Genomic DNA, 23,060 nt, shown 5'->3' on the forward strand with positions numbered 1-23,060 from the left:
GATGGCCGGTTCAGACTTTCCCACCCAGGCGCGCATCGTGATCATCGGCGGCGGGATCGTCGGCACGTCGATCGCCTATCACCTCGCCGGCCTGGGCGAGCGGGACGTGGTGCTCGTGGAGCAGGACCGCCTGTCGAGCGGCACCACATGGCACGCCGCCGGCCTCGTCGGGCAGCTGCGCCAGCAGGCGGGCCTGACGCGGATGATCCGCTACTCGACGGAACTCTACGCCCGGCTCGAAGCCGAGACCGGGCAGGCCACCGGCTGGAAACGCTGCGGCTCGCTCACCGTGGCGCGCACGCCCGAGCGGATGACGGTGCTCGCCCGCAACATCGCCCTCGCGCGCGGGCAGGGGGTCGAGATCGAGCCCCTGTCCCCGGAGGAGGCCGGGCGGCTCTGGGCGCCGATGCGTCGCGACGACCTCCTCGGCGCGGTCTGGCTGCCGGGGGACGGCAAGGCCAACCCCTCCGACGTCACCGCGGCGCTCGCCCGCGGGGCGCGGGCCGGCGGGGCGCGCCTGTTCGAGCGGACCCGGCTGCGCGCCATCGAGACCGTGTCCGGCCGGGCCGCCGCGGTGGTGACGGATCGCGGCCGGATCGCCTGCGAGACCGTGGTGATCGCCGCCGGGCAATGGTCGCGGCAGGTGGGCGCCCTGTGCGGCGTGACCGTGCCGCTGCATTCCGCCGAGCACATGTACGTCGTCACCGAGGCGATCCCCGGCGTCACCCCGGACCTGCCGGTGATGCGCGACCCGGACGGCTACATCTACTTCAAGGAGGAGGTGGGCGGCCTCGTCATGGGCGGGTTCGAGCCGCAGGCCAAGCCCTGGGGCATGGACGGCATCCCGGAGGATTTCGCCTTCCAACTCCTGCCCGACGACTGGGAGCAGTTCGAGATCCTGATGGAGAACGCGATCCGGCGGGTGCCGGCCCTGGAGCGCGCGCCGGTCAAGCTGTTCCTCAACGGCCCGGAGAGCTTCACGCCGGACAACAACTGCCTGCTCGGGCCGGCGCCCGACTGCGCGGGCGTCTACGTGGCGGCGGGCTTCAACTCGGCGGGCATCGCGCTCGGCGGCGGCGCGGGCCGGGCGCTGGCGGAATGGATCGTCGCGGGCGAGCCCACCGACGACCTCTGGGCGGTGGACATCCGCCGCTTCGGCCGCTTCCACGCCAATCCGGCCTTCCTGCACGACCGGGTGAAGGAGGTGCTGGGCCTGCACTACGCCATGCCCTGGCCGAACCGGGAGCTCGAATCCGCCCGCTTCCTGCGCCGCTCGCCCCTGCACGACCGCCTCGCCGCCAAGGGCGCGGTGTTCGGCGCCAAGATGGGCTGGGAGCGCCCGAACCTGTTCGACGCGCGGCTCGCCCGGGAGGGGCTGAGCCCCGGCTTCGGCCGCGGCGCGTGGTCCGAGGCGGTCGCGGCCGAGCAGCGGGCCCTGCGCGAGGGGGTCGGGCTCGTCGACATGACGAGCCTCGGCAAGCTCCTCGTCCAGGGGCGCGACGCCCTCGCGGTGCTGCAGGCGGCCTGCGCGGCCGACCTCGCGCTGCCCGTCGGCCAGACCCGCTACAGCCCGATCCTCAACGCCCGCGGCGGGATCGCGAGCGAGGTGACGGTGGCGCGCCTCGCCGCGGACGCCTTCCTGATCGTCACCGGCTCGGGCCAGACCGTCCGCGACCTGCATCTCCTGCGCGGGCGCATCCCGGCCGAGGCCCATGCGGTGATCACCGACGTGACCTCGGCCTTCGCGGTGCTGGCGCTGGCGGGGCCGCGGGCGCCGGATCTGCTCGCCCGGGTGAGCCGCGCCCCGGTCGCGGACCTCGCTCTGGAGGCGATGCGCGAGATCGATGTCGGTCCCGCGACGCTCCAGGCGGTGCGGCGGGCCTATGCGGGCACGGACGGCTACGAACTCCTCGTGCCCACCGAATTCGCGGCGGGGGTCTACGACACGCTCCAGGCGGCGGGCGCGCCGTTCGGCCTGCGCGATGTCGGGCTCTACGCGGTCGAAGCGGCCCGCATCGCCCTCGGGCATCCGGCCTGGGGGCGCGACACCGGTCCCGACCTGACCCCGGCGGAGGCCGGGCTCGGGCACGCGGTCGCTCTCTCCAAGCCCGCCTTCGTCGGCCGCGAGGCGCTGTGCGATGCAGCGCCCGGGCGCCGGCTGGTGACCCTCCTCGCCGACCTGCCGGACGACCTGATGGCCTGGGGCGGCGAGCTGATCCTGGCGGAGGGGCGCCCGGTCGGCACCGTCACCTCGGCGGCCCTCGCCGAGCCCTACGGCGACCTCGTGGCCATCGGCCGGCTCTCCGAGCCCGCGACCCCGGCCCTCCTCGCCGGACGCATCGCCATCGAGGTGGCGGGGCGCCGCGTGCCGGCCCGGCTCGGCCTCGCGCCCTTCGGCGCCGCGGATCGCCCGGGACGCGCCGCATGAGCCTGCCGGTCTTCGCGGCGGTGCTCGCCGCCGCCTTCATGCACGCGGCCTGGAACGCGCTGGTGAAGCTGCGCCTCGAACCGATCCTGACCATGGCGCTGATCACCGCCTCGGCGGGCGTGATCGCCCTGCCGGCCCTGGCGCTCACCGGGCTGCCGCCCGTCGCGGCCTGGCCCTGGCTCCTCGGCTCGATCCTGCTGCATCTCGGCTATTACATCGCCCTGACCGATGCCTACCGGCACGCCGATATGGGGCAGGTCTATCCGATCGCTCGCGGCAGCGCCCCGCTCCTCACCACGATCGTCACGGTCGCGGTGCTGCGCGAGCCGGTGGCGCCGCAGGCCATCGCCGGAATCGGAATCCTGTGCGGCGGCATCGCGCTCATGGCCTTCAGCCGCGGGCGGGCGGGCGGGCCGCAGCCGCGGGCGCTGGCCTCGGCGGCGGTCACGGCAGCGCTGATCAGCGGCTACACCCTGGTCGACGGCATCGGCGCCCGCGTGGCGGGGAGCGCCCACGCCTATTCGGCGGCCCTGTTCGTGGTGGATGGCGTCCCGCTCCTCGCCTTCGTGCTCTGGCGCCGCGGCCGTGCCGCGCTGGCGCCCATGCGCGCGGCGGCGGGGCCGGGCCTCCTCGGCGGCCTGTTCTCCCTCGGCTCCTACTGGATCGCGATCTGGGCGATGACCGTGGCGCCGATCCCGCTCGTGGCCGCGACGCGCGAGAGCAGCGTCCTCTTCGCCACGCTGATCGCCGTCACGGTGCTGAAGGAGCCGCTGCTCCCCGCCCGCGCCGCCGCCGCGCTGGTGATCATCGCCGGCATCGCGGCCATGCGGCTGACCTGACCGAAAGAATGCGGTAGCCCGGCCGCCTAGCCTTTTCGGATGAGGCCGGGCCCCGATCCCGCGCCGCCCGGACGACCGGCCGGTCGCGCTGAACGCACGAGGATCCGGGTCGGCAAGCCCGGCCGTCATGGATATGCGCCGGCTCATCGCCCGTTCAGTCCCGGCCACGGGTCACGGCGAGCCCTGTCGACGCCCCTTGCGGGGCGCGTCCGCGCGCAGGTCAGGCTTCGTTTCGGTTGTGTGACCCGACGTGTGGCGATCCGGAAATCAGCTCAAATCCCCACGTGGCTGACGAACGCCGTCTTACTGCGCTCTTTTATGATTTTTCGCGACAATCAGCTTGTGAATAATCTTTGCAATATGGTCCCGGATCTTTTCATTCTGCTCGGGAGGCTCTTCTCGATCGCGATCAATCTGAATTCTTGAAAACACAAGCATGGCTCCGGCCTCCAAGATCGAGTGCGGTTGCTCTCGTCAGATCATCGGACTACGCCATATCGGTGATGCGTGTCGGTGCGGTTTCGCATATCGCGACCTACCTACTAGTAGGCTACCACCCATCCAAAAGAACAACAACTGGGCGCCAACCGCTGTGCTAGGGCTGATTGCGCACAAAGAAAGTAAGTCGCGTTTGACGTAAGTCAGGGAGGGCCTGTGGTTGACTACGTAGGGAGACCGCTCCAGGCTAGCCCCGTGATCCGTACCGTGAGGGGCTACGTGGCACAACGCTTCTACTTCGACCTCACTGATGGATTCACCACCATCCGCGACGAGGAAGGCGTTGAGGCCGAGGATCTGGCCGACGCGTTGGAGCAAGCCGAAGCCGCGTTGGACGAGATGGGCGTTGCCGGCGAACTCGCCGGGCTCGAAGAGGGGTGGCGGCTCGTCATCCGCATGGATACCGAGACGGTGCTGGCGACCATTCCGGTCGGCTGATCGGGCGGGCGCGGCCTGCGCCCGCTCAAGGCAGGGTTCGGACCGGTGCCGCCCGGTCCTCCGCCAAGACGCAGGGATTCATCGACGAGCGAGACGGGTGCGGCGTTGGCCTGCCACCGCGACCCGGCTCAGCGTGTTCCGTGCCGAGATGGAGGCTGGTTCGGCGTCAGAGCGCGCGGGATCGGACCTGAGAGCCGCCCCCGTTTCGACCGAGGCGGGCGCGGCGCCGGGCTGGATTCGTCGTGGCACGCCAAAGCCTCACCGGCCGAGATCCCGATCGACGCAGGCTCGGCCGGACCGGCAGGGCGCTCGTTCGAAGCCTGCTCGCGCGCGGGGAGGGACCGCGATGATCGTCCTCTTGCTGCGATGGTTGCGGGCCGGCTCGCGCGTCCACTGATCGCGGCGCGGGGCTGACGCCCGGCCCGATGTCCACGCATCGCGGCGTGCGCATCTCCAAGCGGGGCGAGGACGACGCCGCGCCTCGTCCGGCGGCGCGTTCATGTCGGAGCCCGTCGAGGCAGGGCCCGCATCCGCCTCGGGCGGCGTCGTTCCGGATCACCGACATCAGAGGGGAGGGAGTCCGCCGCCGGCGGAGCGCATGCCGGGCGTCGGGCGCGCGAATCCGCGCCCCGCTGTCGCGCGCGGAGGTTCAGGAGATCCGGGTCAGCAGGCTTCGGGACGCGCAGGCGGCTTCGCCATGGAAGCCTGCGACGGAAGCGAGGAGCCGAGCGCGCGCGGCCGCGGGCGCGGCCTTGGTCGCGGTCCTGGCCCGCCGCGCAGAACCGCTCACGGCTGGCGGGCGTAGGCGGCGAGCCAGGCGGGGGTCAGAATGAGCCCGTCCGAGGTCGTGATCCAGGGCGCCAAGCCCGGCATCGTGAGGACTTTTTGCGCCTCGCTGAGCGCTGCTCTCAATGTTGTGAATGCGACGGGCTCAACAGCTTTGGATGATCGCGGCCCGACGCACCACACGGTCAAGTCAGCAGGCGCATCAAGATTGGCAATCTGCACACTCTCCCTCCCTATCGGGTCGCCTGAGATTGGTCATTCTCCCGACAAAAAGGACTCTGCTGGGGATCGCCTTCAATCGTCATTAACTTTTGTCGAGGCCGGGCGGTCCACTCCACGGATTCGCCGGCCCGATCGCGCCACATCCCGCACCGAGGGCGCAGTGCGGGGGGCCGGCCCTCAGAGGGCGAGGCCGAGAACCATCATGGTGACGCGCAGCAGGGCCTCGCCGGCCGCTCTCAGGCCCGGGAGGCCGGTGGCCGGCAGGCGGTTATCGTTGGCCGGCACCGGCAGGCGCTGCGGCCAGCGGCGCCACTTCCACACCGCGGACGGGACCGAGAGGATCTGGGCGTCGGAGACGGCGGCGGAATGGTGGCGGCACGACATCAGCGGCCTCGCGGGCAGGGCACCCAAGGGAAGATAGGGCGCGCCCGCGGCCGGCGGCAACATGGTTGCGGCACGCGCCGCGTGGCTCCGACGGAGTATCGGGCAAGATGCCGTCCGCGCTTCTCCGGCGGGCGGCGGCGCGATGCCTGGCCGGATTGTCTCGCCAACCGGATCGGCCATGCCGGAAGATCGTGCGGATCTCGCAGGCACCGCCCCAGGGCCGGTCGACAAGCTTGGCCGCAACGAGCCCGCGGCGGGGGATGAGGACCCGATGCCGCACAGAAAAAAGGCCGCCCTTGCGGAGCGGCCCGAAGTCTAGGGAGGAAACGCCCATAGAGGGCAGGCACTGCCGCGACGCCATCGCGGCGGTGCACGGCGGTGTCTTCCCACGCTGCAGCGCACAATTCAACAGACTTGAGCGTAGGGCAGCTATGCGCCCGAAGCTTGTCTGGCGTGCCACCGGATCCGTGCGGCCCGTCCGCTCTGCGGCCCTGGCGGGCGTTTCCGCCTGCGGGCCCGCCTGGATCAGCGGATCAGCTTGGTCAGGGCGCGGCCGACCGGCGTCGACAGCTCCTTGGCGTCGATCGTCCCGTCCTTGTCCGGGTTGGCCGCATTGAAATACGCCTCCACCAGGGCGAGGTACTCGTCCTCGTCGAGGGTGCCGTCGTTGTCCGGATCGGCCGCCTTGAGCTGCTCGAGCGAGACGCGGCCCTTGAGTTCCTTGGCGTCGAGGGTGCCGTCCTTGTCGGGATCGAGCGAGTTGAACACCGCCTTCGCGGCAGCCTTCACTTCGGCGAGATCGAGGGTGCCGTCGTTGTCCGGATCCAGCGCCTTGATCACGGCGGCCGGCTTGGCCGCGAGGGCCGGACCGGCGGACAGGGTGCCCATCAGGGCGGCGAGAACGGCGGCTTTCCGCAGAACGGGGGTCATCGACATCTCCAATCGCTGGGGCGCGCAGTGCGTCCCGGAGGAAAAACGACCGGCGAGCCCGGGTCCGCCGGCCTCGGCCCGAAGGGCCTCGCGCGACGGCGAAAGTACTGGCGCGGTCTGACCCTGATGACGTCACGGCCTCGCTTGAGCAAGCGCATTGATGCGTCCGGCGCATACGATGCGGGGATGACCGACATGCTGCGCTGCGGTGGCATCCGCCGGCAGAGAGGCGCGGCGCGGGCGCATCGGCGTTCCGGAAAGCCCGGTGGCCGGCCTGCGTCCGCGCCTGCACGCCCTGGTCTCGTGCCCCGCATGCGCTAAGACGGCCTGCGTGACCATGCACCCCACCACGTCCGGCCGTCCCGGCTTCGACCCGCACGATCCGCACCGCCTCGCGGCCCTCCGGTCCTACGGGATTCTCGGGACGCCGCCGGAGCGCGCCTTCGACGACATTGCGGAGATGGCCGCGCAGGCCTGCGGCACGCCGATGGCGCAGATCGCCTTCGCGGATGCCGGGCGGCAATGGATCAAGGCCGCCTTCGGGCACGAGATCCGGGAGATGCCCCTGCGCAGGGAGATCTGCGCCAGGGCCGCCGCCGGGGACGGCCTCGTCGTCCTGCCCGACCTCGCGGCCGAGCCGGAACTGGCCGACAGTCCCCTCGTGACCGGGGCGCCGCATCTGCGCTTCTTCGCCGGCGTCCCGCTGGTGACGCCGGAGGGGCACATCATCGGCGCCCTTGGCGTTCTCGACCGCGCGCCGCGCACGCTGACCGAGCCGCAGGCCTGCATCCTGAAGGCGCTCGCGCGCACCGTGATGGCGCAGCTCGAGAGCCGCCGGTCGGCGGCGGCGCTGCGGGCGCGCGAGGCCGAGCTGCGCCTGGTGGCGGACGCGATGCCGGTGCTGATCGGCTTCATCGATCGCAGCCTGATCTACCGCTTCGCCAACGCGGCCTACCGGAGCTGGATGGGGCTGACGCCCGAGGAGGTCGTCGGCCGGAGCGTGCTCGCCGTCACCGGCCCCGAGGCCTTCGCGGCGCCATCGAGCGGGCGCTCGCCGGGGAGGAGGTCCATTTCGAGCAGGACTGGACCTGTCCGGATGGTCAGCAGCGCATCGCCGACACCCGCTACCTGCCGCGCCTGACGCTCGGCGGGGCTCCCGACGGCTTCTACGTCTTCGTGCACGACGTGACCGACCGCAAACGCGTCGAGGAGCTGCTGCAGTCGCGGGCCGAGCGCCTGGAGGCGCAGGTCGCCCTGCAGGCGCGCGACCGCGACCGCGTCTGGGCCCTGTCCCCGGTGCTCAAGATCGTCGTCACGCCTGCGGGTGCGATCCAGGCGGTGAATCCATCCTGGGAGCGGCTGCTGGGCTGGCCGCAGGAGCGCATGGTGGGCGGCCTCCTCCTCGATTTCATCGTCCCGGAGGAGCACGGGATCGCCGCGGCGACGCTGGAGCGGCTCGGCGCGGGCGCCGTGGTGGACGCTGTGGAGATGACTTGCAGGACCCCGGAGGACGGCCGGCGCCGCATCCTGTGGACCATCGTGCCGGAGAACGGGCTGTTCTACGGCTTCGGCCGCGACGTCACCGAGCAGCGTCAGGCCGAGGAGGCTCTGCGCCAGTCGCAGAAGCTGGAGGCCATCGGCCAGCTCACCGGGGGCGTGGCGCACGATTTCAACAACCTGCTCACCATCATCCGCTCCTCGGTGGAGTTCCTGCGCCGGCCCGATCTCGCGGAGGAGCGGCGGCGGCGCTACCTCGACGCGGTGTCGGACACCGTGGACCGCGCGGCCAAGCTCACCGGCCAGCTCCTCGCCTTCGCGCGGCGCCAGGCGCTCAACCCGGAGGTCTTCGATGTCGGCCTCCGCCTGCGCGCGATCGCGGACATGCTCGATTCGGTCACCGGCGCGCGCATCAGCGTCGTCACCGAGCTGCCGGAGGCTCCCTGCCACGTGCGGGCGGATGCGAGCCAGTTCGAGACGGCGCTCGTGAACATGGCGGTCAACGCCCGCGACGCGATGCAGGGGGAGGGCACGCTGACGCTCCGCCTCGCGGGGGGCTGCCCGATGCCGCCGATCCGCGGGCATGCCGGCGCGCAGGGGCCCTTCATTGCGGTCTCCGTCCGGGATACCGGCTCGGGCATCGCGCCGGACGCGATCGGGCGCATCTTCGAGCCGTTCTTCACCACCAAGGAGGTGGGCAAGGGGACCGGCCTCGGCCTCAGCCAGGTCATCGGCTTCGCCAAGCAGTCGGGCGGCGACGTCGCCGTGCGCAGCCTGCCGGGCGAGGGCACCACCTTCACCCTCTACCTGCCGCAGGTGGAGGCGCCCGCCGCGGGCGCGGACGATGACGGGGAGGCCGCGCCCGCGGAGCCCGAGGGCGGTCTCTGCATCCTCGTCGTCGAGGACAACCTCGAGGTCGGCCGGTTCTGCACGCAGATCCTGGAGGATCTCGGCCACGGGGCGGTCTGGGCGGAGAACGCGGAACTCGCCCTCGCCGAGATCGAGCGCGGGCCGATGCGCTTCGACGCGGTGTTCTCGGACGTGGTCATGCCCGGCATGGGCGGCATCGCCCTGGCCCAGCACCTGCGCGAGGCCCATCCCGGCTTGCCGGTCGTCCTCACCTCCGGCTACAGCCACGTCCTCGCTCAGGACGACGCCCACGGCTTCGAGGTGCTGCGCAAGCCCTACTCGACCGAAGAGCTGGCCCGCGTGCTCCGCGATGCGGTGCGGCGGGGGCGTCACGGGATGCCGCTGCGCTGACCGCCGCGGCGGCGTCACGGGCTGTATCAGATAGGACTGACCGAAGCGCTGGTGTATGATCCGGCCCAACGATTATATCCCGACCCTCGTCATGGACGCCCTCGGTCTATCCTTCTCCTCCAGCGAATTCCTGCGGATGATCGAGAGCCATGGTCTGACCGGCTCTTGGGCATGGGCGTTCAGGGCAGACGAGCATTACTGGTCGCCGGGATTCTTCCGGCTGCTCGGGCTGGAAGCGCTCGGCGTCGCACCGAGCTACGCGCTGTTCTACAGCCTGGTCCACCCGGAGGATCAGGGCCGGATGGCCACCACCGCGCAGATGATGCAGGGCGGCATCCTGGCCGACTACACCTTCCGGGTGATTCGCCCCGACCGGACGATCCGCATCCTGCTCAGCCGCAACGAGATGCATCTCGCGCCGGACGGCCGGCCCCGCGGCGCCTCCGGCGTCGTGCTCGACGTGACCGATCGCGAGCGGCTGGTCCAGGCGCGCAAGGAGGAGCAGCGGCAGCGGCGGCTGGTGTTCGAGGAGACCCTGTCCTTCACCTGGGCGATCCCGCGGATCCCGGTCACCAACCATCCGGTCGAGCTGTCGCACCTCACCGGCCTGCCCCTCGAGGAACTCAACGCCGGCGACTACTCGTTCAAGCCGCCCGAGGAGCGGGCGGGCTGGACCGAGCTGTTCCAGGCCCGGGCCCTGGAGCGCAAGCCCTTCGACATCCGGCCCACGCTCATCCTGGCGGACCGCTCGCGCCTGCGGTTCCGGGTGAACTTCGTGCCGCTCTTCGACGACGCGGCCCTGGTCGGCTGGGCCGGGATGACGACGCCCGCGGAGGCGGGGCTTCAGCCCGCCTCCCTCCTGATGCGCCAGGGCCTGCGTCAGGCGGTCCTCGGCCATCACCTGCGCGCCGCCCGCGGTCTCCTCGACTGGTCGATGACCGACCTCGCTCAGGCGAGCGGCCTGTCCCTCTCGACGATCCGGCGGCTGGAGCAGGAAGCCGAATCGCCCGCAGCCCCCTCCCGCCAGCGGGTGATCGAGGCCCTGCGCCGGGCCGGCATCCGCTTCTGCCTGCTCGACGACGGCGTCATCGCGGTGGCGCGGGCCTGAGAGCCGGGTGCGCGGCCCCGGATCCGGCCGGGGCCGAGGTCAGGCCTCTTGCGCACGCATCTTGCCTTCGGCGATCCTTGTGCACCGCAACAGGGACCGCCGGGCCACCATGACAGCCTCACGCCTCACCGGACCGATCCGCCGCCATGTCCGAGCGCTCCTCTTGGGGGCGCTCGCCGCCGGCCTCCTCGGGACCGGCCCGGCCGCCGCCGCCGAGAAGGAGCTGACCTTCGCGCATCAGGACATGGTGGTGCCCCTGCGCCTGCTGATGGCGGACGGCGAGATCGAGAAGGCGACCGGCTACAAGATCAACTGGCGCAAGTTCGGCGGCGGTGGCGACGTCGTGCGCGCCATGGCCTCGGGCAACGTCCAGATGGGCGAGGCCGGATCGAGCGCGATCGCCACCGCGGCCTCGCAAGGGCTCGACATCCAGCTCGTCTGGATCCTCGACGACATCGCCGATGCCGAGCAACTCGTCGCCCGCACCGGCAGCGGCGTGAAGACCATCGCCGACCTGAAGGGCAGGACCGTCGCAGTCCCCTTCGTCTCGACCTCGCACTACCAGCTCATCGCGGCCCTCGCCGAGGCGGGCCTGACCCAGAAGGACGTCAAGATCCTCAACATGCGCCCGCCCGAGATCGCGGCGGCCTGGGAGCGTGGCGACATCGACGCCACCTTCGTCTGGGACCCGGTTCTCGCCCGGATCAAGCCGACCGGCACCGTGATCACGTCGGCGGGCGAGATCTCGAAGAAGGGGCACGCCACCTTCGACGGCATCGTGGTCTCGCGCGAATGGGCGGCGGCCAACAAGCCCTTCCTCGTGCAGTTCGTGAAGATGCTCGCCGCCAAGGATGCCGAGTACAAGGCCAAGGCCGCCGCCTGGGGCCCGGCCTCGCCCGAGGCCAAGGCGATCGGCAAGATCAGCGGCTCGGCGCCCGAGGACGTCCCGGCGAGCCTCGCCGCCTACCGCTTCCTGACCCTGGAGGAGCAGGCCTCCGCCGCGTGGCTCGGCGGGACCGCCGCCAAGGCGCTCGCCGCCACGGCGGCCTTCCTGAAGGAGCAGGGCCGGGTCCAGGCCGTGGCGCCGGATTACGCCCCCTTCGTCACCAAGGACTACGTCGAGGCCGCGACGAGATAGGCCCGGACCGGAGATCCCGTCCATGCTCGCGATCAACGACCTCAGCGTGCATTACGGCGAGGGGGAGGCGGGCGTGATCGCCCTCTCCCACGTCGACCTGACGATCCGGCCCGGCGAGTTCGTGGTGGCGCTCGGCGCCTCGGGCTGCGGCAAGACCACCCTGCTCTCGGCGATCGCGGGCTTCCTGCGGCCGACCACGGGCGAGATCCTGCTCGACGGGGAGCCGGTGACCGGCCCGGGGGCCGACCGGGGCGTGGTCTTCCAGCGCCACGCGCTGATGCCCTGGCTCGATGTCGCCGAGAACGTCGCCTTCGGCCTCAAGATGCGCGGGGTGCCCCGCGCCGAGCGCCGCCGCCTCGCCCTCGAGACCCTGCGCCTCGTCGGCCTCGCGGATTTCGCCGGCCGCAAGACCTACGAGCTCTCGGGCGGGATGCAGCAGCGGGTCGGCCTCGCCCGGGCGCTCGCCAGCGACCCGCGCGCCCTCCTGATGGACGAGCCCCTCGGGGCGCTGGACGCCTTCACGCGCGAGCAGGTGCAGGAGCTGATCCTCGACGTCTGGGACCGCACCGGCAAGATGGCCTTCTTCATCACCCACGACGTCGAGGAGGCGGTCTTCCTCGCCACCAAGCTCGTGATCATGAGCCCGCGCCCGGGCCGGATCGTCGAGACGATCGACCTGCCCTTCGCGCGCGCCTTCCTGGCGGGCCGCGATGCCCGGGCGGTGAAGTCGCATCCGGATTTCATCGCCATGCGCGAGCGGGTGCTCGCGACGATCCATCACCGCACCGCGCCGGCCGGAGACTGACCGCCATGGACGCCGCTTCCCCGCTCGCCGCCGCTCCGGTCCGCCGCGCGCTCCGTGCCCTGCCGAGGGCGGGCGCGGCGCGCCCGATGCTGATTCCCGTGGTGAGCGCCGCCACCGTGCTCGGGCTGCTCATCCTGTGGGCGCTCGCCACCCATCTCGGCCTGATCAAGCCGCTGTTCCTGCCGCCACCCGAGGCGATCCTCGCCGCCCTCGGCCAAGCCTGGAACGGCGATCTCGACGGGGCCACGCTCGGCACCCACGTGCGCGACAGCCTCGGGCGGGTGATGAGCGCCTTCGGGCTCGCGGCGCTGCTCGGCATCCCGGCGGGCCTCGCCATGGGCACGAACCGGATCGCGCGGGGCATGCTCGATCCGGTGATCGAGTTCTACCGGCCCCTGCCGCCGCTCGCCTACCTGCCGCTGATGATCATCTGGTTCGGCATCGGCGAACTCTCGAAGGTGCTGCTGATCTTCCTCGCCTGCTTCGCGCCGGTGGCGCTCGCCACGCGCTCGGGCGTGCTCTCGGCCTCGCAGGACCAGATCAACGCGGCCCGCTCGCTCGGGGCGAGCCGCTGGCAGGTGATCCGCCACGTGATCCTGCCGGCCTCCCTGCCGGAGATCCTGATCGGGCTGCGCATCGGCATGGGGGTGGGCTGGACCACCCTCGTGGCCGCCGAGATGGTGGCGGCGACCGCGGGGCTGGGCCAGCTCGTCCTCAACGCCTCGAACTTCCTGCGCACCGACGTGGTGATCATGGGCATCCTCCTGATCGGGCTGTTCGCGAGCCTGTTCGAGATCGCCATGCGCTGGATCGAGCGGACGCTGGTGCCCTGGAAGGGGAAGGCCTGAGCCCGCGAGGTTCTCATACGGCTTCCGGATGATCGCTTCGCGATGCGGAAACCGGCCTCGCTCAGGCGCCTCGCGGGCTCGTGATACGGTTTCCGAAAGTGATCTTCCGGAAACCGTATCAGCGGATGCCGGCGCGCATGAAGGATTGCACGAACTGCCGTTGGAACAGCAGGAAGGCGAGGAGCAGGGGGGCGGCGGTGAGGAGCGTCGCGGCGCTGATGATCGCCCAGTCGATGCCCTGATCGGCGGAGGAGAACACCGCGAGGCCGACGGTCAGGGGCCGGGTCTCGACGGAGTTGGTGACCACCAGCGGCCACAGGAAGTTGTTCCAGTGGTAGGAGACCGAGGTGAGGCCGTAGGCGAGGTAGGTCGGCCGCGCCAGCGGCACGTAGACCCGCCACAGGATCCCGAGGGTGCCGCAGCCCTCGACCCGCGCCGCCTCCTCCAGCTCCCGCGGGACCTGCATGAAGGTCTGGCGCAGGAGGAAGATGCCGAAGCCGGAGGCCACGTAGGGCAGGCCGATGCCGAGGATCGTGTCCACCAGCCCGAGCTGGCGCATGCTGCGGTAGTTCTCGACGATCAGCATGTCCGGCATGATCATCAACTGCACCAGCACCAGGGCGAAGAGCAGCCCCATCCCGCGCGCGGTGCTGCGGGCGAACACGAAGGCGGCGAGCGTGCACAGCACGAATTGCGCGCCGGTGACGAAGGTCACCAGCAGGACGGTGTTGAGGAGGTAGCGCGGGAAGGGCGCGGCCCGCCACGCCGTGACGAAGTTGTCGAGGGTCAGCGGCGCGAGCGGATCGAAGCGCGTGGCGTAGCCGGTGGGGTGGAAGGCCGCCCAGAGCGCGTAGAGCACCGGGGCGGCCCAGATCACGGCGAGGAGCCACGCCGCCGCCCGTTCCAGCGACAGGGCGAGGCGGCCGGGCAGGCCGGTGGGGTCGCTCGGGCTCACCGGTAGTGGGTCCTGCGGCCCATCAGGAGGAATTGCACGGCCGCGATCAGGCTGAGGATCCCGAGCAGCACGGCGGTGAGGGCGCTCGCCTGTCCGGTGTCCCAGAACTTGAAGCCGAGGTCGTAGATGGCGGTGAGGAGCAGCGCGGTGGCGTTGTCCGGCCCGCCCTGCGTCATCACGATGATGTGGTCCACCAGCCGGAAGCTGTTGATGACCGCGTTCACGGCGATGAACAGCGTGGTCGGCCCGAGGAGCGGCAGCGTCACGCGCCGGAAGGTGGTGGCGCGGGAAGCGCCCTCCACGGCGGCGGCCTCGTAGAGCACCGGCGGGATCGCCTGGAGCGCGGCGAGGTAGAAGATCATGAAGAAGCCCGCCTCCTTCCAGACCGCGATCGCCATCATGGCGCCGAGCGCGGTCTCGCGCGAGCCGATCCAGTTGGTCGGCCCCCAGCCGAGGAGCGCGTGGGTGATGCGGTCGAGGAGGCCGTAATCCGGCGTGTAGAAGAACAGCCAGAGATTGGCGACGGCGATCATCGGCAGCACGGTCGGGGTGAAGTAGGCCACCCGCAGGGCGGCGGTGCCGCGCAGGCGCCCGTTCACCCACAGGGCCATGAGGAGCGCGAGGCCGATCGAGAGCGGCACCGTGCCGAGCGCGTAGATCAGGTTGTTGGCGAGCGCCCGCAGCACGATCGGGTCGGCGGCGAGCGCGGCGTAGTTGTCGAGGCCCACGAAGCGCGCGGGGCGCGCGCCCCGCGGCGTCGAGAACAGGGACGACCACAGGGTCGCCAGCGCCGGATAATGGGTGAAGGCGGCGAGCAGGATCACCGCCGGGCCCAGCATCAGCGCGGCCGTGAGGGCCGCGCGGGTGCGGCCGGACCCGGCGGGCGTCATCAGCCGCGGTAGCCGCGCAGGATGCGCTCGGCATCCGCCTGCGCGGCCGCGAGGGCGGGGGCCGGCTGGCTGCGGCCGGTGAGCACCGCCTGCAGGGCGTCGTTCAGGGCCTTGGTGACGCGCTGGTTCTCGTGCGTCGACAGCTCGGCCACCGAATCCGGCAGCTGGTCGCGGGCGATCGCGGCCGCCGGGAAGCCCGCCACGTAGGCCTTCATCTTCGCCGTGTCCCAGGCGGCGGGGCCGGTGGCCACGTAGCCGGTGTCGATGCCCCACTGCGCGGCGCGCTCCGGCTCGGTGAGGAAGCGGGCGAATTTCACCGCCGCCTCCTGCTGCGCCGGGCTCGCGGACTTGAAGACGTAGAGGTTGCCGCCCCCGGTCGGGCTGCCGCGGCGGCGGCCGGCCGGCAGCTTCGCGACGCCGAAGGGGAAGCGGGCATTGTCCTTCACGTTGGTGAGGTTGCCGGTGGTGGTCCAGATCATCGCCACCTTGCGCTCGAAGAAGTCGCGCGGGGTGGTCCCCCACTCGACCACGCCGGCCGGGTGGACCTTGTGCGTCCGCGACAGGTCCAGCCAGTATTGCAGCGCCTCGGCCACCTTGGGGTCGTCGAAGGCGGTGCGGTCGCCGGCCTCGTTCATCAGGCGCACGTCGTTCTGCGTCGTGAGCGCCTGGAACAGCCAGTAGGGGAAGCCCGAGGAGGGGATCTGGATGCCCCACTGGCTCACGGCGTCGCCCTGGCGCCTCGTCAGTTTCTCGGCGAAGGCGGCCTGCTCGGCCCAGCTCCGCGGCGGGGTCTCGGGATCGAGGCCCGCCTCCTTGAAGGCGTCCTTGTTGTAGTAGAGCACGATGGTCGAGCGCTGGAACGGGATGCCCCAGGTCCTGCCCCCCGTACGGCTGTTCTCCATGAAGGCCGGGTAGAAGCCGTCCGTCCAGCTCGGCTCGACGCCGGGCAGCCCGTCCCAGGGTAGGATCACGCCCTCGTCGATCAGCGTGAACATGTCGGTGGAGAGCAGGCAGGCCACCTGCGGAGCGTCGCCGCCGCGCGCCGCGGTGAGCGCCTTGGTGATCGAGTCCTGATAGGTGCCCGTATAGACGGGGCGGACGCGGATGCCCGGATGGGCGCGCTCGAAATCGGCGCAGTAGCCGTCGATCACCGTGGTGATCGGACCGCCGACCGCGACCGGGTAGTTGAAGGTGAGCTGCACGGGCGCTTGCGCCCGCACCGCGGGAGCGGCGAGGAGCGGCGCGGCGGCGAACGCCCCGAGGGCGCCGCGGCGGGTGATCGACGGGGTGATCGGCATGGGCTGGTCCTCGGTGTTCAGGCCGGACGCGGCAGGCGCCGGCCGGTCGCGGGATCGAAGAGATGGACGGGGGGCGGCAGGCGCAGCCGGATCGGGCTGCCGGCCGCGAGCGCGTGGTGGCCGGGCACGCGGGCCTGGAGCGTCTCGCCGCCCGTGCCGACCGCGCAGGCCAGCACGGTCTCGGCTCCCAGGAACTCCACTCCGGTGATGCGGGCGGGCAAGCCCTCGCCCTCGGTGGGCGCCACCTGCTCCGGGCGCAGCCCGAGCAGGGCGCCCGCCGCGGCGGGGGCGGCGACCGGGTGCTCGGGCGCCCCGGCGATCACGGCCCCGCCGGGCCCGGCCTCCAGCCGCAGCAGCGCCATCGGCGGCGTGCCGATGAAGCCCGCCGCGAAGGTGCTGGCGGGCTCCGCGTAGAGGGCGGCGGGCGTCGCGTCCTGCTCGATGCGCCCCTCGCGCATCAGCACCACCTGATCGGCCATGCTCATGGCCTCGACCTGATCGTGCGTGACGTAGACCATGGTCAGGCCGAGCCGCTGCTGCAGGGCGCGGATCTCGCGGCGCATCTCGGCGCGCAGCTTGGCATCGAGGTTGGAGAGCGGCTCGTCCATCAGGCAGATCGGGGCCTCGGCCACCACCGCGCGGGCGAGGGCCACGCGCTGCTGCTGCCCGCCGGAGAGCTGGGCCGGGCGCCGGTCGAGGAGCTTGGCGAGACCGAGCATCCCGGCGGCCCGCTCCAGCCGCGCCGCCCGCTCGGCCCGCTCCACCCGGCGGGCGCGCAGGCCGAACAGGATGTTCTCGGCCACCGTGAGATGGGGGAACAGGGCGTAGGACTGGAACACCATCGAGAGGCCGCGCGCACCCGGCGGCAGTCCCGTGACGTCGCGCCCGTTCAGGCGGACGTGGCCGCCGCTTGCCGGCTCCAGCCCGGCGAGCACGCGCAGCAGCGTGGACTTGCCGCAGCCGGAGGGGCCGAGCAGCACCACGAGCGATCCGGGCGCGGCCGTGAGGCTGATGTCGTCGAGGGCCCGCGTCTCGCCGAACTGCTTGCGCACGGCGTCGAGCTGGATGGCGGCCTGCGGTCCGGAGGCAGAGGGCATGAGCGGGGCTGTTAGGAGCCCTCTGCTGCCGCCGAATGACGACGGGATGACGGTTCGATGACGGACTGACAGGGGGGAAGCGGGCTGCCCCTTGGTCCTCCGTCACGCGATCATCGCTTATTTTCTTGGGATGGTGCCGAGGCCGGGATGGTGCCGAGGCCGCGCATGATCGTCCCCGTGTTCGCCGAGGGTGGGACCGTGCCGGTCTGGGCTTTGAGGCAGGCGAAGCCCCCGCTCAGCCCGTGCCGCAGCCGGAGCCCGCGTGGGGATGATGCTCCGGCAGCGTCAGCCCGAAATGCGTGACCAGATCCGCCACCTGGGCCGGCGTCAGCTGGCGCGGGTTGAGGTTGCGCAGGAGCAGGTACAGCTTGGCGGTCTCCTCCAGCTCCTCCGTCGCGAACACCGCCGCCTCCAGGGTGTCGCCGGCCACCACCGGGCCGTGATTGGCGAGCAGCACCGAGGAATAGGCTCCCGCGAGGCCCCGGATCGCGTCCGCGACGGCCGGGTCGCCGGGGCGGTAATAGGGCACCAGCGCCACCGCCCCTGCCCGCATCACGCCGTAGGCGGTGAGCGGCGGCAGCACCGCGCGGGGGTCGATCTCCGGCAGCATCGAGACCGCGACCGCGTGCGTCGAGTGCAGGTGCACGATGGCGCGGGCGGTATTCCGCGAATCGTAGAGCGCCCCATGCAACGGGATCTCCTTGGTCGGCGGATCGCCCGAGAGGAGGCGGCCGTCCCGGTCGAGGCGGGAGATCCGGGCCGGGTCGAGGAAGCCGAGGGAGGCGTTCGTCGGCGTCACCAGCCAGCCGCCGTCGTCGAGCCGCACCGAGATGTTGCCCGAGGAGCCGGGCGTCAGCCCGCGCTCGAACAGCGAGCGCCCGAACCGGCAGATCGCCTCGCGCAGGTCGCTCTCGCTCATCGGCCGTCCTCCCTCACGCCGTCGCGCCGGTGATCAGCTCGAAGCCGAGATCCACCACCGTGGCGGGGGCGTCGTTGCACAGGAGCCTTGCTGCCGTCGCCCCCGCCTCCACCCGCGGCGTGCGGATGGTGGTGAGCGGCTGCGGCGTCAGCCGGCCCACGTCGAGGCCGTTATAGCCGAACAGGGCCAGCCGGTCCGGCACCGTGAGGCCGCGCGACAGGCAGTGGAAATAGCCGCCGAGCGCCATGTCGTCGTTGGAGAAGTAGACCGCGTCGCAATCCGGCGAGCGGGCGAGCAGGGCCGCGAGCCCGTCGCGGCCCGCCTCCACCGAGGACGGGGTCGCGATGCGCTCCTCGTCGTGGAGGGGCCGGCCGGCCTCGGCGAGGGCCGCCCGGAACCCCGCGTAGCGCTTGCCCGCGCGCCGGTCCCGCGTGAGGTCGTGGCCCAGATAGGCGATGCGCCGGTAGCCCCGGCCGATCAGGTAGCGGGCGCTCGTCTCGCCGGCCGACCGGTTGGAATAGCCGACCACGATGTCGAGGCCCGGCCCGTCCACGTCGAGGAGTTCGGCCACGCGCACCCCGCTCGCGGTGAGCCGCCGCACGGCGCCCGGCGTGTGTTCGAGGCCGGTGACGAGGAGCCCGGCCGGCCGCCAGCTCAGGAGCGAGGCGACGAGCGCCTCCTCCCGCTCCTCGTCGTAATCCGTCACCGCGATGACCGACTGGAACCCCTCCGCGTCGAGCGCCCCCGTGGCCCCGCGCAGCAGGTCCGGGAACACGATGTTCGAGAGGGACGGGATGACGATGCCGATCAGCCGCGACCCCGTGGAGGCGAGGGTTCCGGCGATGCGGTTGGGCACGTAGCCGAGCCGCGCCACCGCCGCCTCGACCTGCGCCCGGGTCCGTTCCGAGAAGGAGCCGTGGCTGCGCAGCACCCGCGAGACCGTGCTCTCGCCGACGCGCGCCTCCCGCGCCACGTCCGCGAGCGTCACGGGACGGCGCGCCGCGCTCTCGCGGCCCAGCGGCGACCCCTCCGCGGAGCCGCTCCGCCCCTCGTGGTCCTCCATGCATCCTCCCGTCCGGATCGGCCCCGCCAGGGCGCCATTCTCCGGCCGCCCACGATGTCACGTCTACCGGCCCCGCTCAACGCACCCGAGAGGCGAAGATCCTGGAGATTGGCAGCGCTGCCAAAGCTTGTTAGACCAGGGATACGGCCGGACGTCGCCGTCTTGAGACTGGTCAGGCGCCGGAGCCGTGTCACAGTGCAGGGACGCGCCGCAGCCCGGACGGGCCAAGACGACGCGCCAGGGAGGAGAAGCATCGCCATGACCGCAGGGTCCGCGCGTGCGGCCGTGATCGGCCTCGGCTCCATGGGCTACGGGATGGCGCAGTCGCTGCGCCGCGCCGGGCTCGACGTGGTGGGATTCGACCTCGACCCGGCGGTGATGGCACGCCTCGCGGGCGAGGGGGCCGGGCAGGCCGAGAGCCCGGCCGCCGCGGCGGCGGGGGCCGACATCGTCGTCTGCGTCGTCGTGAACGCGGCCCAGACCGAGGGCGTGCTGTTCGGCCGCGACGGCGCGGCCGGCGTCGCGGAGGCCATGCCGGAGGGTGCGGTGTTCGTGTCCTGCGCCACCATGGATCCGGACATCGCCCGCAGGCTCGCCGCCCGGCTCGAAGGGCAGGGCCGGCACTACCTCGACGCGCCGATCAGCGGCGGGGCGCAGCGCGCCGCCGAGGGGGCGCTGACCATCCTGGCCTCCGGCAGCGCGGAGGCCTTCGCGCGGGCCAAGCCCGCCCTCGACGCCATGGCGGCGACGGTCTACGCGCTCGGCGACGCGCCCGGCCAGGGCGCCGCCTTCAAGATGATCAACCAGCTGCTCGCGGGCGTGCACATCGCGGCGGCGAGCGAGGCGATGGCCTTCGCGGCCCGCCAGGGCCTCGACCTCGCCAAGGTCTACGAGGTCATCACCGCCTCGGCGGGCAATTCGTGGATGTTCGAGAACCGCATGCCGCGGGTTCTGACCGGCGACTACGCTGCCCGCAGCGCCGTCGACATCTTCGTCAAGGATCTCGGCATCGTGCAGGACATGGCCCGCGCCCAGCGCTTCCCGGTGCCCGTGGCGGCCGCCGCCCTGCAGATGTTCCTGATGGCCTCCGCCGCCGGCATGGGACGCGACGACGATTCCTCCGTCGCCCGGCTCTACGCGCAGGTCACCGGCACGACGCTGCCCTGAGATCGCACGACAGGAGGGAAGGAGCCATGCCGCGCTTCGCCGCCAACCTCACGCTGATGTTCACCGAGCGCCCGTTCCTCGACCGCTTCGCGGCGGCAGCAGGGGCCGGCTTCACCGCGGTGGAGTTCCTGTTTCCCTACGAGCATCCGCCCGCTGCCATCGGCGAGCGCCTGCGCCGCCACGGCCTGACCCAGGCCCTGTTCAACCTGCCGCCGGGCGACTGGGCGGCGGGGGAGCGGGGCCTCGCGGCGCTGCCCGAGCGCTTCGACGAGCTGACGGCGGGGGTCGAGACCGCGCTCGCCTACGCGGCCGAGACCGGCGTGCGGCGCCTCCACCTGATGGCCGGCATGGCCGACCGGGCGGACCCGCGGGCGCGGGACGCCTATCGCCGCGCGGTCGCCTGGACCGCCGAACGCCTCGGCCGCGAGGGACTCGACCTCGTGCTGGAGCCGATCAACGCCCGCAACATGCCGGGCTACTTCCTCAACGATTTCGGCGCCGCCGCCGATCTCATCCGCGACCTCGCCCTGCCGAACCTGAAGCTGCAGTTCGACCTCTACCATTGCCAGATCCTGCACGGCGACGTGACCATGCGGCTGCGGGCGCTGATGCCGATGATCGGCCACGTCCAGACCGCGAGCGTGCCCGACCGCCACGAGCCCGGCACCGGCGAGATGAACGACGCCTTCCTGTTCGCGGAACTCGACCGGCTCGGCTACGACGGCTTCGTCGGCTGCGAGTACAACCCGAAGGCCGGGACCGAGGCCGGCCTCGGCTGGTTCGCACCCTACCGGGGAGCGCGCGCATGACCCTCGCCCTTGGCTGCATCGCCGACGACTACACGGGCGCCTCCGACCTCGCCAACACCCTGACCCGGGCGGGCCTGCGCACGGTCCAGACCATCGGGGTGCCGGGGCCCGACCTCGCCCTGCCGGACATCGACGCCGTGGTGGTGTCGCTGAAGAGCCGCTCGATCCCCGCCGCCGACGCGGTGACCCGGTCCCGCGAGGCGGAGGCGTGGCTGCGCGCCCGGGGCGCCGGCCACGTGATGTTCAAGGTCTGCTCGACCTTCGATTCCACCGATGCGGGCAATATCGGCCCGGTCACGGACGCCCTGCGACGGGATGCGGGAGCCGGGATCGCCCTCGTGACCCCGGCCTTCCCGGAGACCGGGCGCACCGTCTATCAGGGCCATCTCTTCGTCGGCTCCGTCCCGCTGAACGAGAGCCCGCTCAAGGACCATCCCCTCAACCCGATGCGGGATTCGAACCTCGTGCGGGTGCTGGGCCGCCAGAGCCGGCACCCCGTCGGGCTGATCGACCTCGCTACGGTGGCGAAGGGCCCGCAGGCCGTCCGCGCCCGCCTCGACGCGCTCGCGGCCGAGGGCAAGGGCGCGGCCATCGCCGATGCGGTCTTCGATGCCGATCTCGCCGTGCTCGGGGCGGCCTGCCTGACCGATCCGGTCTCGACGGGGGCCTCGGGCCTCGGCCTCGGCCTCGCCCAGGCGCTGGTGGCGAGCGGTCGCGTGCGGGCGGCCTCCGCGGCGGAGGGGCTCGGCGGCCCGGTGGGCGGGCCGGCGGCCTGCCTCGCGGGCAGCTGCTCGCAGGCGACTCTCGGGCAGGTCGCGGCCGCCGAGGCGGTGATGCCAGTGTGCCGCCTCGACCCCGAGCGGCTGCTCGCCGGCCCGGAGGAAGCGGAGGCCGCCCTCGCCTGGGCGGCGGAGCGCATCGGGGCGGGGCCGGTGCTGATCGCGTCGAGCGCGAGCCCGGATTCCGTCGCCGCCCTCCAGGCCCGCCACGGCCGCGAGGCGGCGGGCCACGCCATCGAGGCGGCTCTCGCCGCGATCGCCGCGGGTCTGGTCGCCCGTGGGGTGCGCCGGCTCGTCGTCGCGGGGGGCGAGACCTCGGGGGCCGTGGTCGATGCGCTTCGGCTGCGGGCCTTCCGGGTCGGACCCGAGATCGCGCCCGGCGTGCCCGTGCTCGGCACGGTCGACGGCGCCATGCGGCTCGCGCTCAAGTCCGGGAATTTCGGCGGGCGGGACTTCTTCGCCGACGCGCTCGCCTTGATGCCCTGAGCGGGCCCGCGCCGGCCCGCAGCGGGCCGACGCCGAGGGGGCGGGCTGCGGCGTGGCCGACGGGGCGGCTCTCACCCCGGGGCCGCGACCGGCCTCTCCCATCCCGCAGGACTGCGAGCCTCCCGAGGACCTGCGTCGAGGCTTGGGAACCGGGAGCTCGGTGCCTGTCGCTGACGAAGCGACGAACGCCGGACAGGCACAATCGCTGCCATTCTCGAGTATCAACATTTGTTTATTTCAGATAAATTTCCGTAAAACGATAGGAATATTTTGTTATCTGTCACGTTTCCTGATCGAAGTTTCGAGACAATCGCGATGCATGGTTTGAATATTTCCAGTTGATTGCATGGTGCAAAATCGCCACGCTGCGGTTCTTTGTCAATTTCAGCCGGCCGTTGGAGCCGGCATTTCTTGAG

The 23,060-nt window shown here is 72.0% G+C and carries 20 protein-coding genes and 1 pseudogene; 12 read left to right on the forward strand and 9 right to left on the reverse strand.

Features of this window, described 5'->3' with window-relative positions; genetic code table 11:
- The first annotated feature begins 1 nt into the window (after position 1).
- From ACE101_RS12415 to ACE101_RS12425, 3 genes are all read left to right on the forward strand, one after another.
- Positions 2 to 2,428 (forward strand): GcvT family protein, encoded by a 2,427-nt coding sequence (locus ACE101_RS12415; RefSeq protein ID WP_379129686.1) that lies wholly within the window; start codon positions 2 to 4, stop codon positions 2,426 to 2,428.
- Positions 2,425 to 3,267 (forward strand): EamA family transporter, encoded by an 843-nt coding sequence (locus ACE101_RS12420; RefSeq protein ID WP_379129689.1) that lies wholly within the window; start codon positions 2,425 to 2,427, stop codon positions 3,265 to 3,267. Before ACE101_RS12415 ends, ACE101_RS12420 begins: the two co-directional genes overlap by 4 nt.
- Before the next feature lie 693 nt (positions 3,268 to 3,960).
- A complete protein-coding gene (locus ACE101_RS12425) occupies positions 3,961 to 4,203 on the forward strand; it encodes a DUF6894 family protein (RefSeq protein WP_379129692.1) in 243 nt (80 codons plus the stop codon).
- A gap of 786 nt (positions 4,204 to 4,989) precedes the next feature.
- Here ACE101_RS12425 and ACE101_RS12430 read toward each other — a convergent pair.
- The 3 genes from ACE101_RS12430 to lanM form a co-directional block, all read right to left on the reverse strand.
- The gene (locus ACE101_RS12430) at positions 4,990 to 5,211 is read right to left on the reverse strand and encodes a hypothetical protein (protein WP_379129694.1); all 222 of its coding nucleotides are present in this window, start codon (positions 5,209 to 5,211) and stop codon (positions 4,990 to 4,992) included.
- A 177-nt stretch (positions 5,212 to 5,388) separates the two neighbouring features.
- Positions 5,389 to 5,595, reverse strand: a complete 207-nt coding sequence (locus tag ACE101_RS12435; RefSeq protein ID WP_379129696.1) for a hypothetical protein — start codon at positions 5,593 to 5,595, stop codon at positions 5,389 to 5,391.
- Positions 5,596 to 6,120: 525 nt separating this feature from the next.
- Positions 6,121 to 6,525, reverse strand: coding sequence for a lanmodulin LanM (lanM, locus tag ACE101_RS12440; RefSeq protein WP_379129698.1), 405 nt, complete (start codon positions 6,523 to 6,525; stop codon positions 6,121 to 6,123).
- A gap of 487 nt (positions 6,526 to 7,012) precedes the next feature.
- Here lanM and ACE101_RS12445 point away from each other — a divergent pair.
- The 6 genes and pseudogenes from ACE101_RS12445 to ACE101_RS12470 form a co-directional block, all read left to right on the forward strand.
- Positions 7,013 to 7,668, forward strand: a pseudogene (locus ACE101_RS12445) (GAF domain-containing protein); the annotation flags it as partial.
- 42 nt (positions 7,669 to 7,710) lie between these two features.
- Positions 7,711 to 9,282, forward strand: a complete 1,572-nt coding sequence (locus ACE101_RS12450) for a hybrid sensor histidine kinase/response regulator (protein WP_379138617.1) — start codon at positions 7,711 to 7,713, stop codon at positions 9,280 to 9,282.
- Positions 9,283 to 9,337: 55 nt separating this feature from the next.
- Positions 9,338 to 10,390, forward strand: a complete 1,053-nt coding sequence (locus tag ACE101_RS12455; RefSeq protein WP_379129700.1) for a PAS domain-containing protein — start codon at positions 9,338 to 9,340, stop codon at positions 10,388 to 10,390.
- Between the two features lie 109 nt (positions 10,391 to 10,499).
- Positions 10,500 to 11,528 carry a taurine ABC transporter substrate-binding protein gene (gene tauA, locus ACE101_RS12460; RefSeq protein WP_379129702.1) on the forward strand — a complete coding sequence of 343 codons (1,029 nt, stop codon included), beginning with the start codon at positions 10,500 to 10,502 and terminating at the stop codon, positions 11,526 to 11,528.
- A gap of 22 nt (positions 11,529 to 11,550) precedes the next feature.
- A complete protein-coding gene (locus tag ACE101_RS12465; protein WP_379129705.1) occupies positions 11,551 to 12,333 on the forward strand; it encodes a taurine ABC transporter ATP-binding protein in 783 nt (260 codons plus the stop codon).
- Positions 12,334 to 12,338: 5 nt separating this feature from the next.
- Complete coding sequence (locus tag ACE101_RS12470; protein WP_379129707.1) at positions 12,339 to 13,181, forward strand: ABC transporter permease subunit; 843 nt, start codon at positions 12,339 to 12,341, stop codon at positions 13,179 to 13,181.
- Positions 13,182 to 13,299: 118 nt separating this feature from the next.
- Here the strand turns inward: ACE101_RS12470 and ACE101_RS12475 are convergent, their stop codons facing one another.
- The 6 genes from ACE101_RS12475 to ACE101_RS12500 all read right to left on the reverse strand — a co-directional run bounded on the left by ACE101_RS12475 (position 13,300) and on the right by ACE101_RS12500 (position 19,403).
- Positions 13,300 to 14,136 carry a carbohydrate ABC transporter permease gene (locus ACE101_RS12475; RefSeq protein ID WP_379129708.1) on the reverse strand — a complete coding sequence of 279 codons (837 nt, stop codon included), beginning with the start codon at positions 14,134 to 14,136 and terminating at the stop codon, positions 13,300 to 13,302.
- On the reverse strand, positions 14,133 to 15,026 hold the full coding sequence (locus ACE101_RS12480) for a carbohydrate ABC transporter permease (RefSeq protein WP_379129710.1): 894 nt from the start codon (positions 15,024 to 15,026) through the stop codon (positions 14,133 to 14,135). Before ACE101_RS12480 ends, ACE101_RS12475 begins: the two co-directional genes overlap by 4 nt.
- A complete protein-coding gene (locus ACE101_RS12485) occupies positions 15,026 to 16,324 on the reverse strand; it encodes an ABC transporter substrate-binding protein (protein WP_379129713.1) in 1,299 nt (432 codons plus the stop codon). The genes ACE101_RS12480 and ACE101_RS12485 overlap by 1 nt, the downstream gene beginning before the upstream one ends.
- A gap of 17 nt (positions 16,325 to 16,341) precedes the next feature.
- Complete coding sequence (locus ACE101_RS12490; protein WP_379129715.1) at positions 16,342 to 17,421, reverse strand: ABC transporter ATP-binding protein; 1,080 nt, start codon at positions 17,419 to 17,421, stop codon at positions 16,342 to 16,344.
- A 235-nt stretch (positions 17,422 to 17,656) separates the two neighbouring features.
- Positions 17,657 to 18,340: a 3-oxo-tetronate 4-phosphate decarboxylase gene (otnC, locus tag ACE101_RS12495; protein ID WP_379129718.1), complete on the reverse strand. Its 684-nt coding sequence runs from the start codon at positions 18,338 to 18,340 to the stop codon at positions 17,657 to 17,659.
- Positions 18,341 to 18,353: 13 nt separating this feature from the next.
- Positions 18,354 to 19,403 (reverse strand): LacI family DNA-binding transcriptional regulator, encoded by a 1,050-nt coding sequence (locus tag ACE101_RS12500; RefSeq protein ID WP_379129721.1) that lies wholly within the window; start codon positions 19,401 to 19,403, stop codon positions 18,354 to 18,356.
- Positions 19,404 to 19,457: 54 nt separating this feature from the next.
- Between ACE101_RS12500 and ltnD the strand changes: the two genes are divergently transcribed.
- From ltnD to otnK, 3 genes are read left to right on the forward strand one after another with little or no spacing between them, the layout of a single operon-like run.
- The gene (ltnD, locus tag ACE101_RS12505) at positions 19,458 to 20,570 is read left to right on the forward strand and encodes an L-threonate dehydrogenase (RefSeq protein WP_379129724.1); all 1,113 of its coding nucleotides are present in this window, start codon (positions 19,458 to 19,460) and stop codon (positions 20,568 to 20,570) included.
- A gap of 26 nt (positions 20,571 to 20,596) precedes the next feature.
- On the forward strand, positions 20,597 to 21,379 hold the full coding sequence (gene otnI, locus ACE101_RS12510) for a 2-oxo-tetronate isomerase (protein ID WP_379129727.1): 783 nt from the start codon (positions 20,597 to 20,599) through the stop codon (positions 21,377 to 21,379).
- Positions 21,376 to 22,644: a 3-oxo-tetronate kinase gene (gene otnK / locus ACE101_RS12515; protein ID WP_379129730.1), complete on the forward strand. Its 1,269-nt coding sequence runs from the start codon at positions 21,376 to 21,378 to the stop codon at positions 22,642 to 22,644. The genes otnI and otnK overlap by 4 nt, the downstream gene beginning before the upstream one ends.
- Positions 22,645 to 23,060: the final 416 nt, after the last annotated feature.

The sequence above is a fragment of the Methylobacterium carpenticola genome (genome assembly GCF_042748905.1).
Lineage (GTDB): Bacteria > Pseudomonadota > Alphaproteobacteria > Rhizobiales > Beijerinckiaceae > Methylobacterium > Methylobacterium carpenticola.

Excerpts from the sequence above, each read along its gene's own strand:
- ACE101_RS12415 (WP_379129686.1), top strand. The coding sequence starts at position 2 with ATGGCCGGTTCAGACTTTCCCACCCAGGCGCGCATCGTGATCATCGGC.
- ACE101_RS12420 (WP_379129689.1), top strand. The coding sequence starts at position 2,425 with ATGAGCCTGCCGGTCTTCGCGGCGGTGCTCGCCGCCGCCTTCATGCAC.
- ACE101_RS12435 (WP_379129696.1), bottom strand. The coding sequence starts at position 5,595 with ATGTCGTGCCGCCACCATTCCGCCGCCGTCTCCGACGCCCAGATCCTC.
- lanM (WP_379129698.1), bottom strand. The coding sequence starts at position 6,525 with ATGACCCCCGTTCTGCGGAAAGCCGCCGTTCTCGCCGCCCTGATGGGC.
- ACE101_RS12455 (WP_379129700.1), top strand. The coding sequence starts at position 9,338 with ATGATCCGGCCCAACGATTATATCCCGACCCTCGTCATGGACGCCCTC.
- tauA (WP_379129702.1), top strand. The coding sequence starts at position 10,500 with ATGACAGCCTCACGCCTCACCGGACCGATCCGCCGCCATGTCCGAGCG.
- ACE101_RS12465 (WP_379129705.1), top strand. The coding sequence starts at position 11,551 with ATGCTCGCGATCAACGACCTCAGCGTGCATTACGGCGAGGGGGAGGCG.
- ACE101_RS12470 (WP_379129707.1), top strand. The coding sequence starts at position 12,339 with ATGGACGCCGCTTCCCCGCTCGCCGCCGCTCCGGTCCGCCGCGCGCTC.
- ACE101_RS12480 (WP_379129710.1), bottom strand. The coding sequence starts at position 15,026 with ATGACGCCCGCCGGGTCCGGCCGCACCCGCGCGGCCCTCACGGCCGCG.
- ACE101_RS12485 (WP_379129713.1), bottom strand. The coding sequence starts at position 16,324 with ATGCCGATCACCCCGTCGATCACCCGCCGCGGCGCCCTCGGGGCGTTC.
- ACE101_RS12490 (WP_379129715.1), bottom strand. The coding sequence starts at position 17,421 with ATGCCCTCTGCCTCCGGACCGCAGGCCGCCATCCAGCTCGACGCCGTG.
- otnC (WP_379129718.1), bottom strand. The coding sequence starts at position 18,340 with ATGAGCGAGAGCGACCTGCGCGAGGCGATCTGCCGGTTCGGGCGCTCG.
- ACE101_RS12500 (WP_379129721.1), bottom strand. The coding sequence starts at position 19,403 with ATGGAGGACCACGAGGGGCGGAGCGGCTCCGCGGAGGGGTCGCCGCTG.
- ltnD (WP_379129724.1), top strand. The coding sequence starts at position 19,458 with ATGTCACGTCTACCGGCCCCGCTCAACGCACCCGAGAGGCGAAGATCC.
- otnI (WP_379129727.1), top strand. The coding sequence starts at position 20,597 with ATGCCGCGCTTCGCCGCCAACCTCACGCTGATGTTCACCGAGCGCCCG.
- otnK (WP_379129730.1), top strand. The coding sequence starts at position 21,376 with ATGACCCTCGCCCTTGGCTGCATCGCCGACGACTACACGGGCGCCTCC.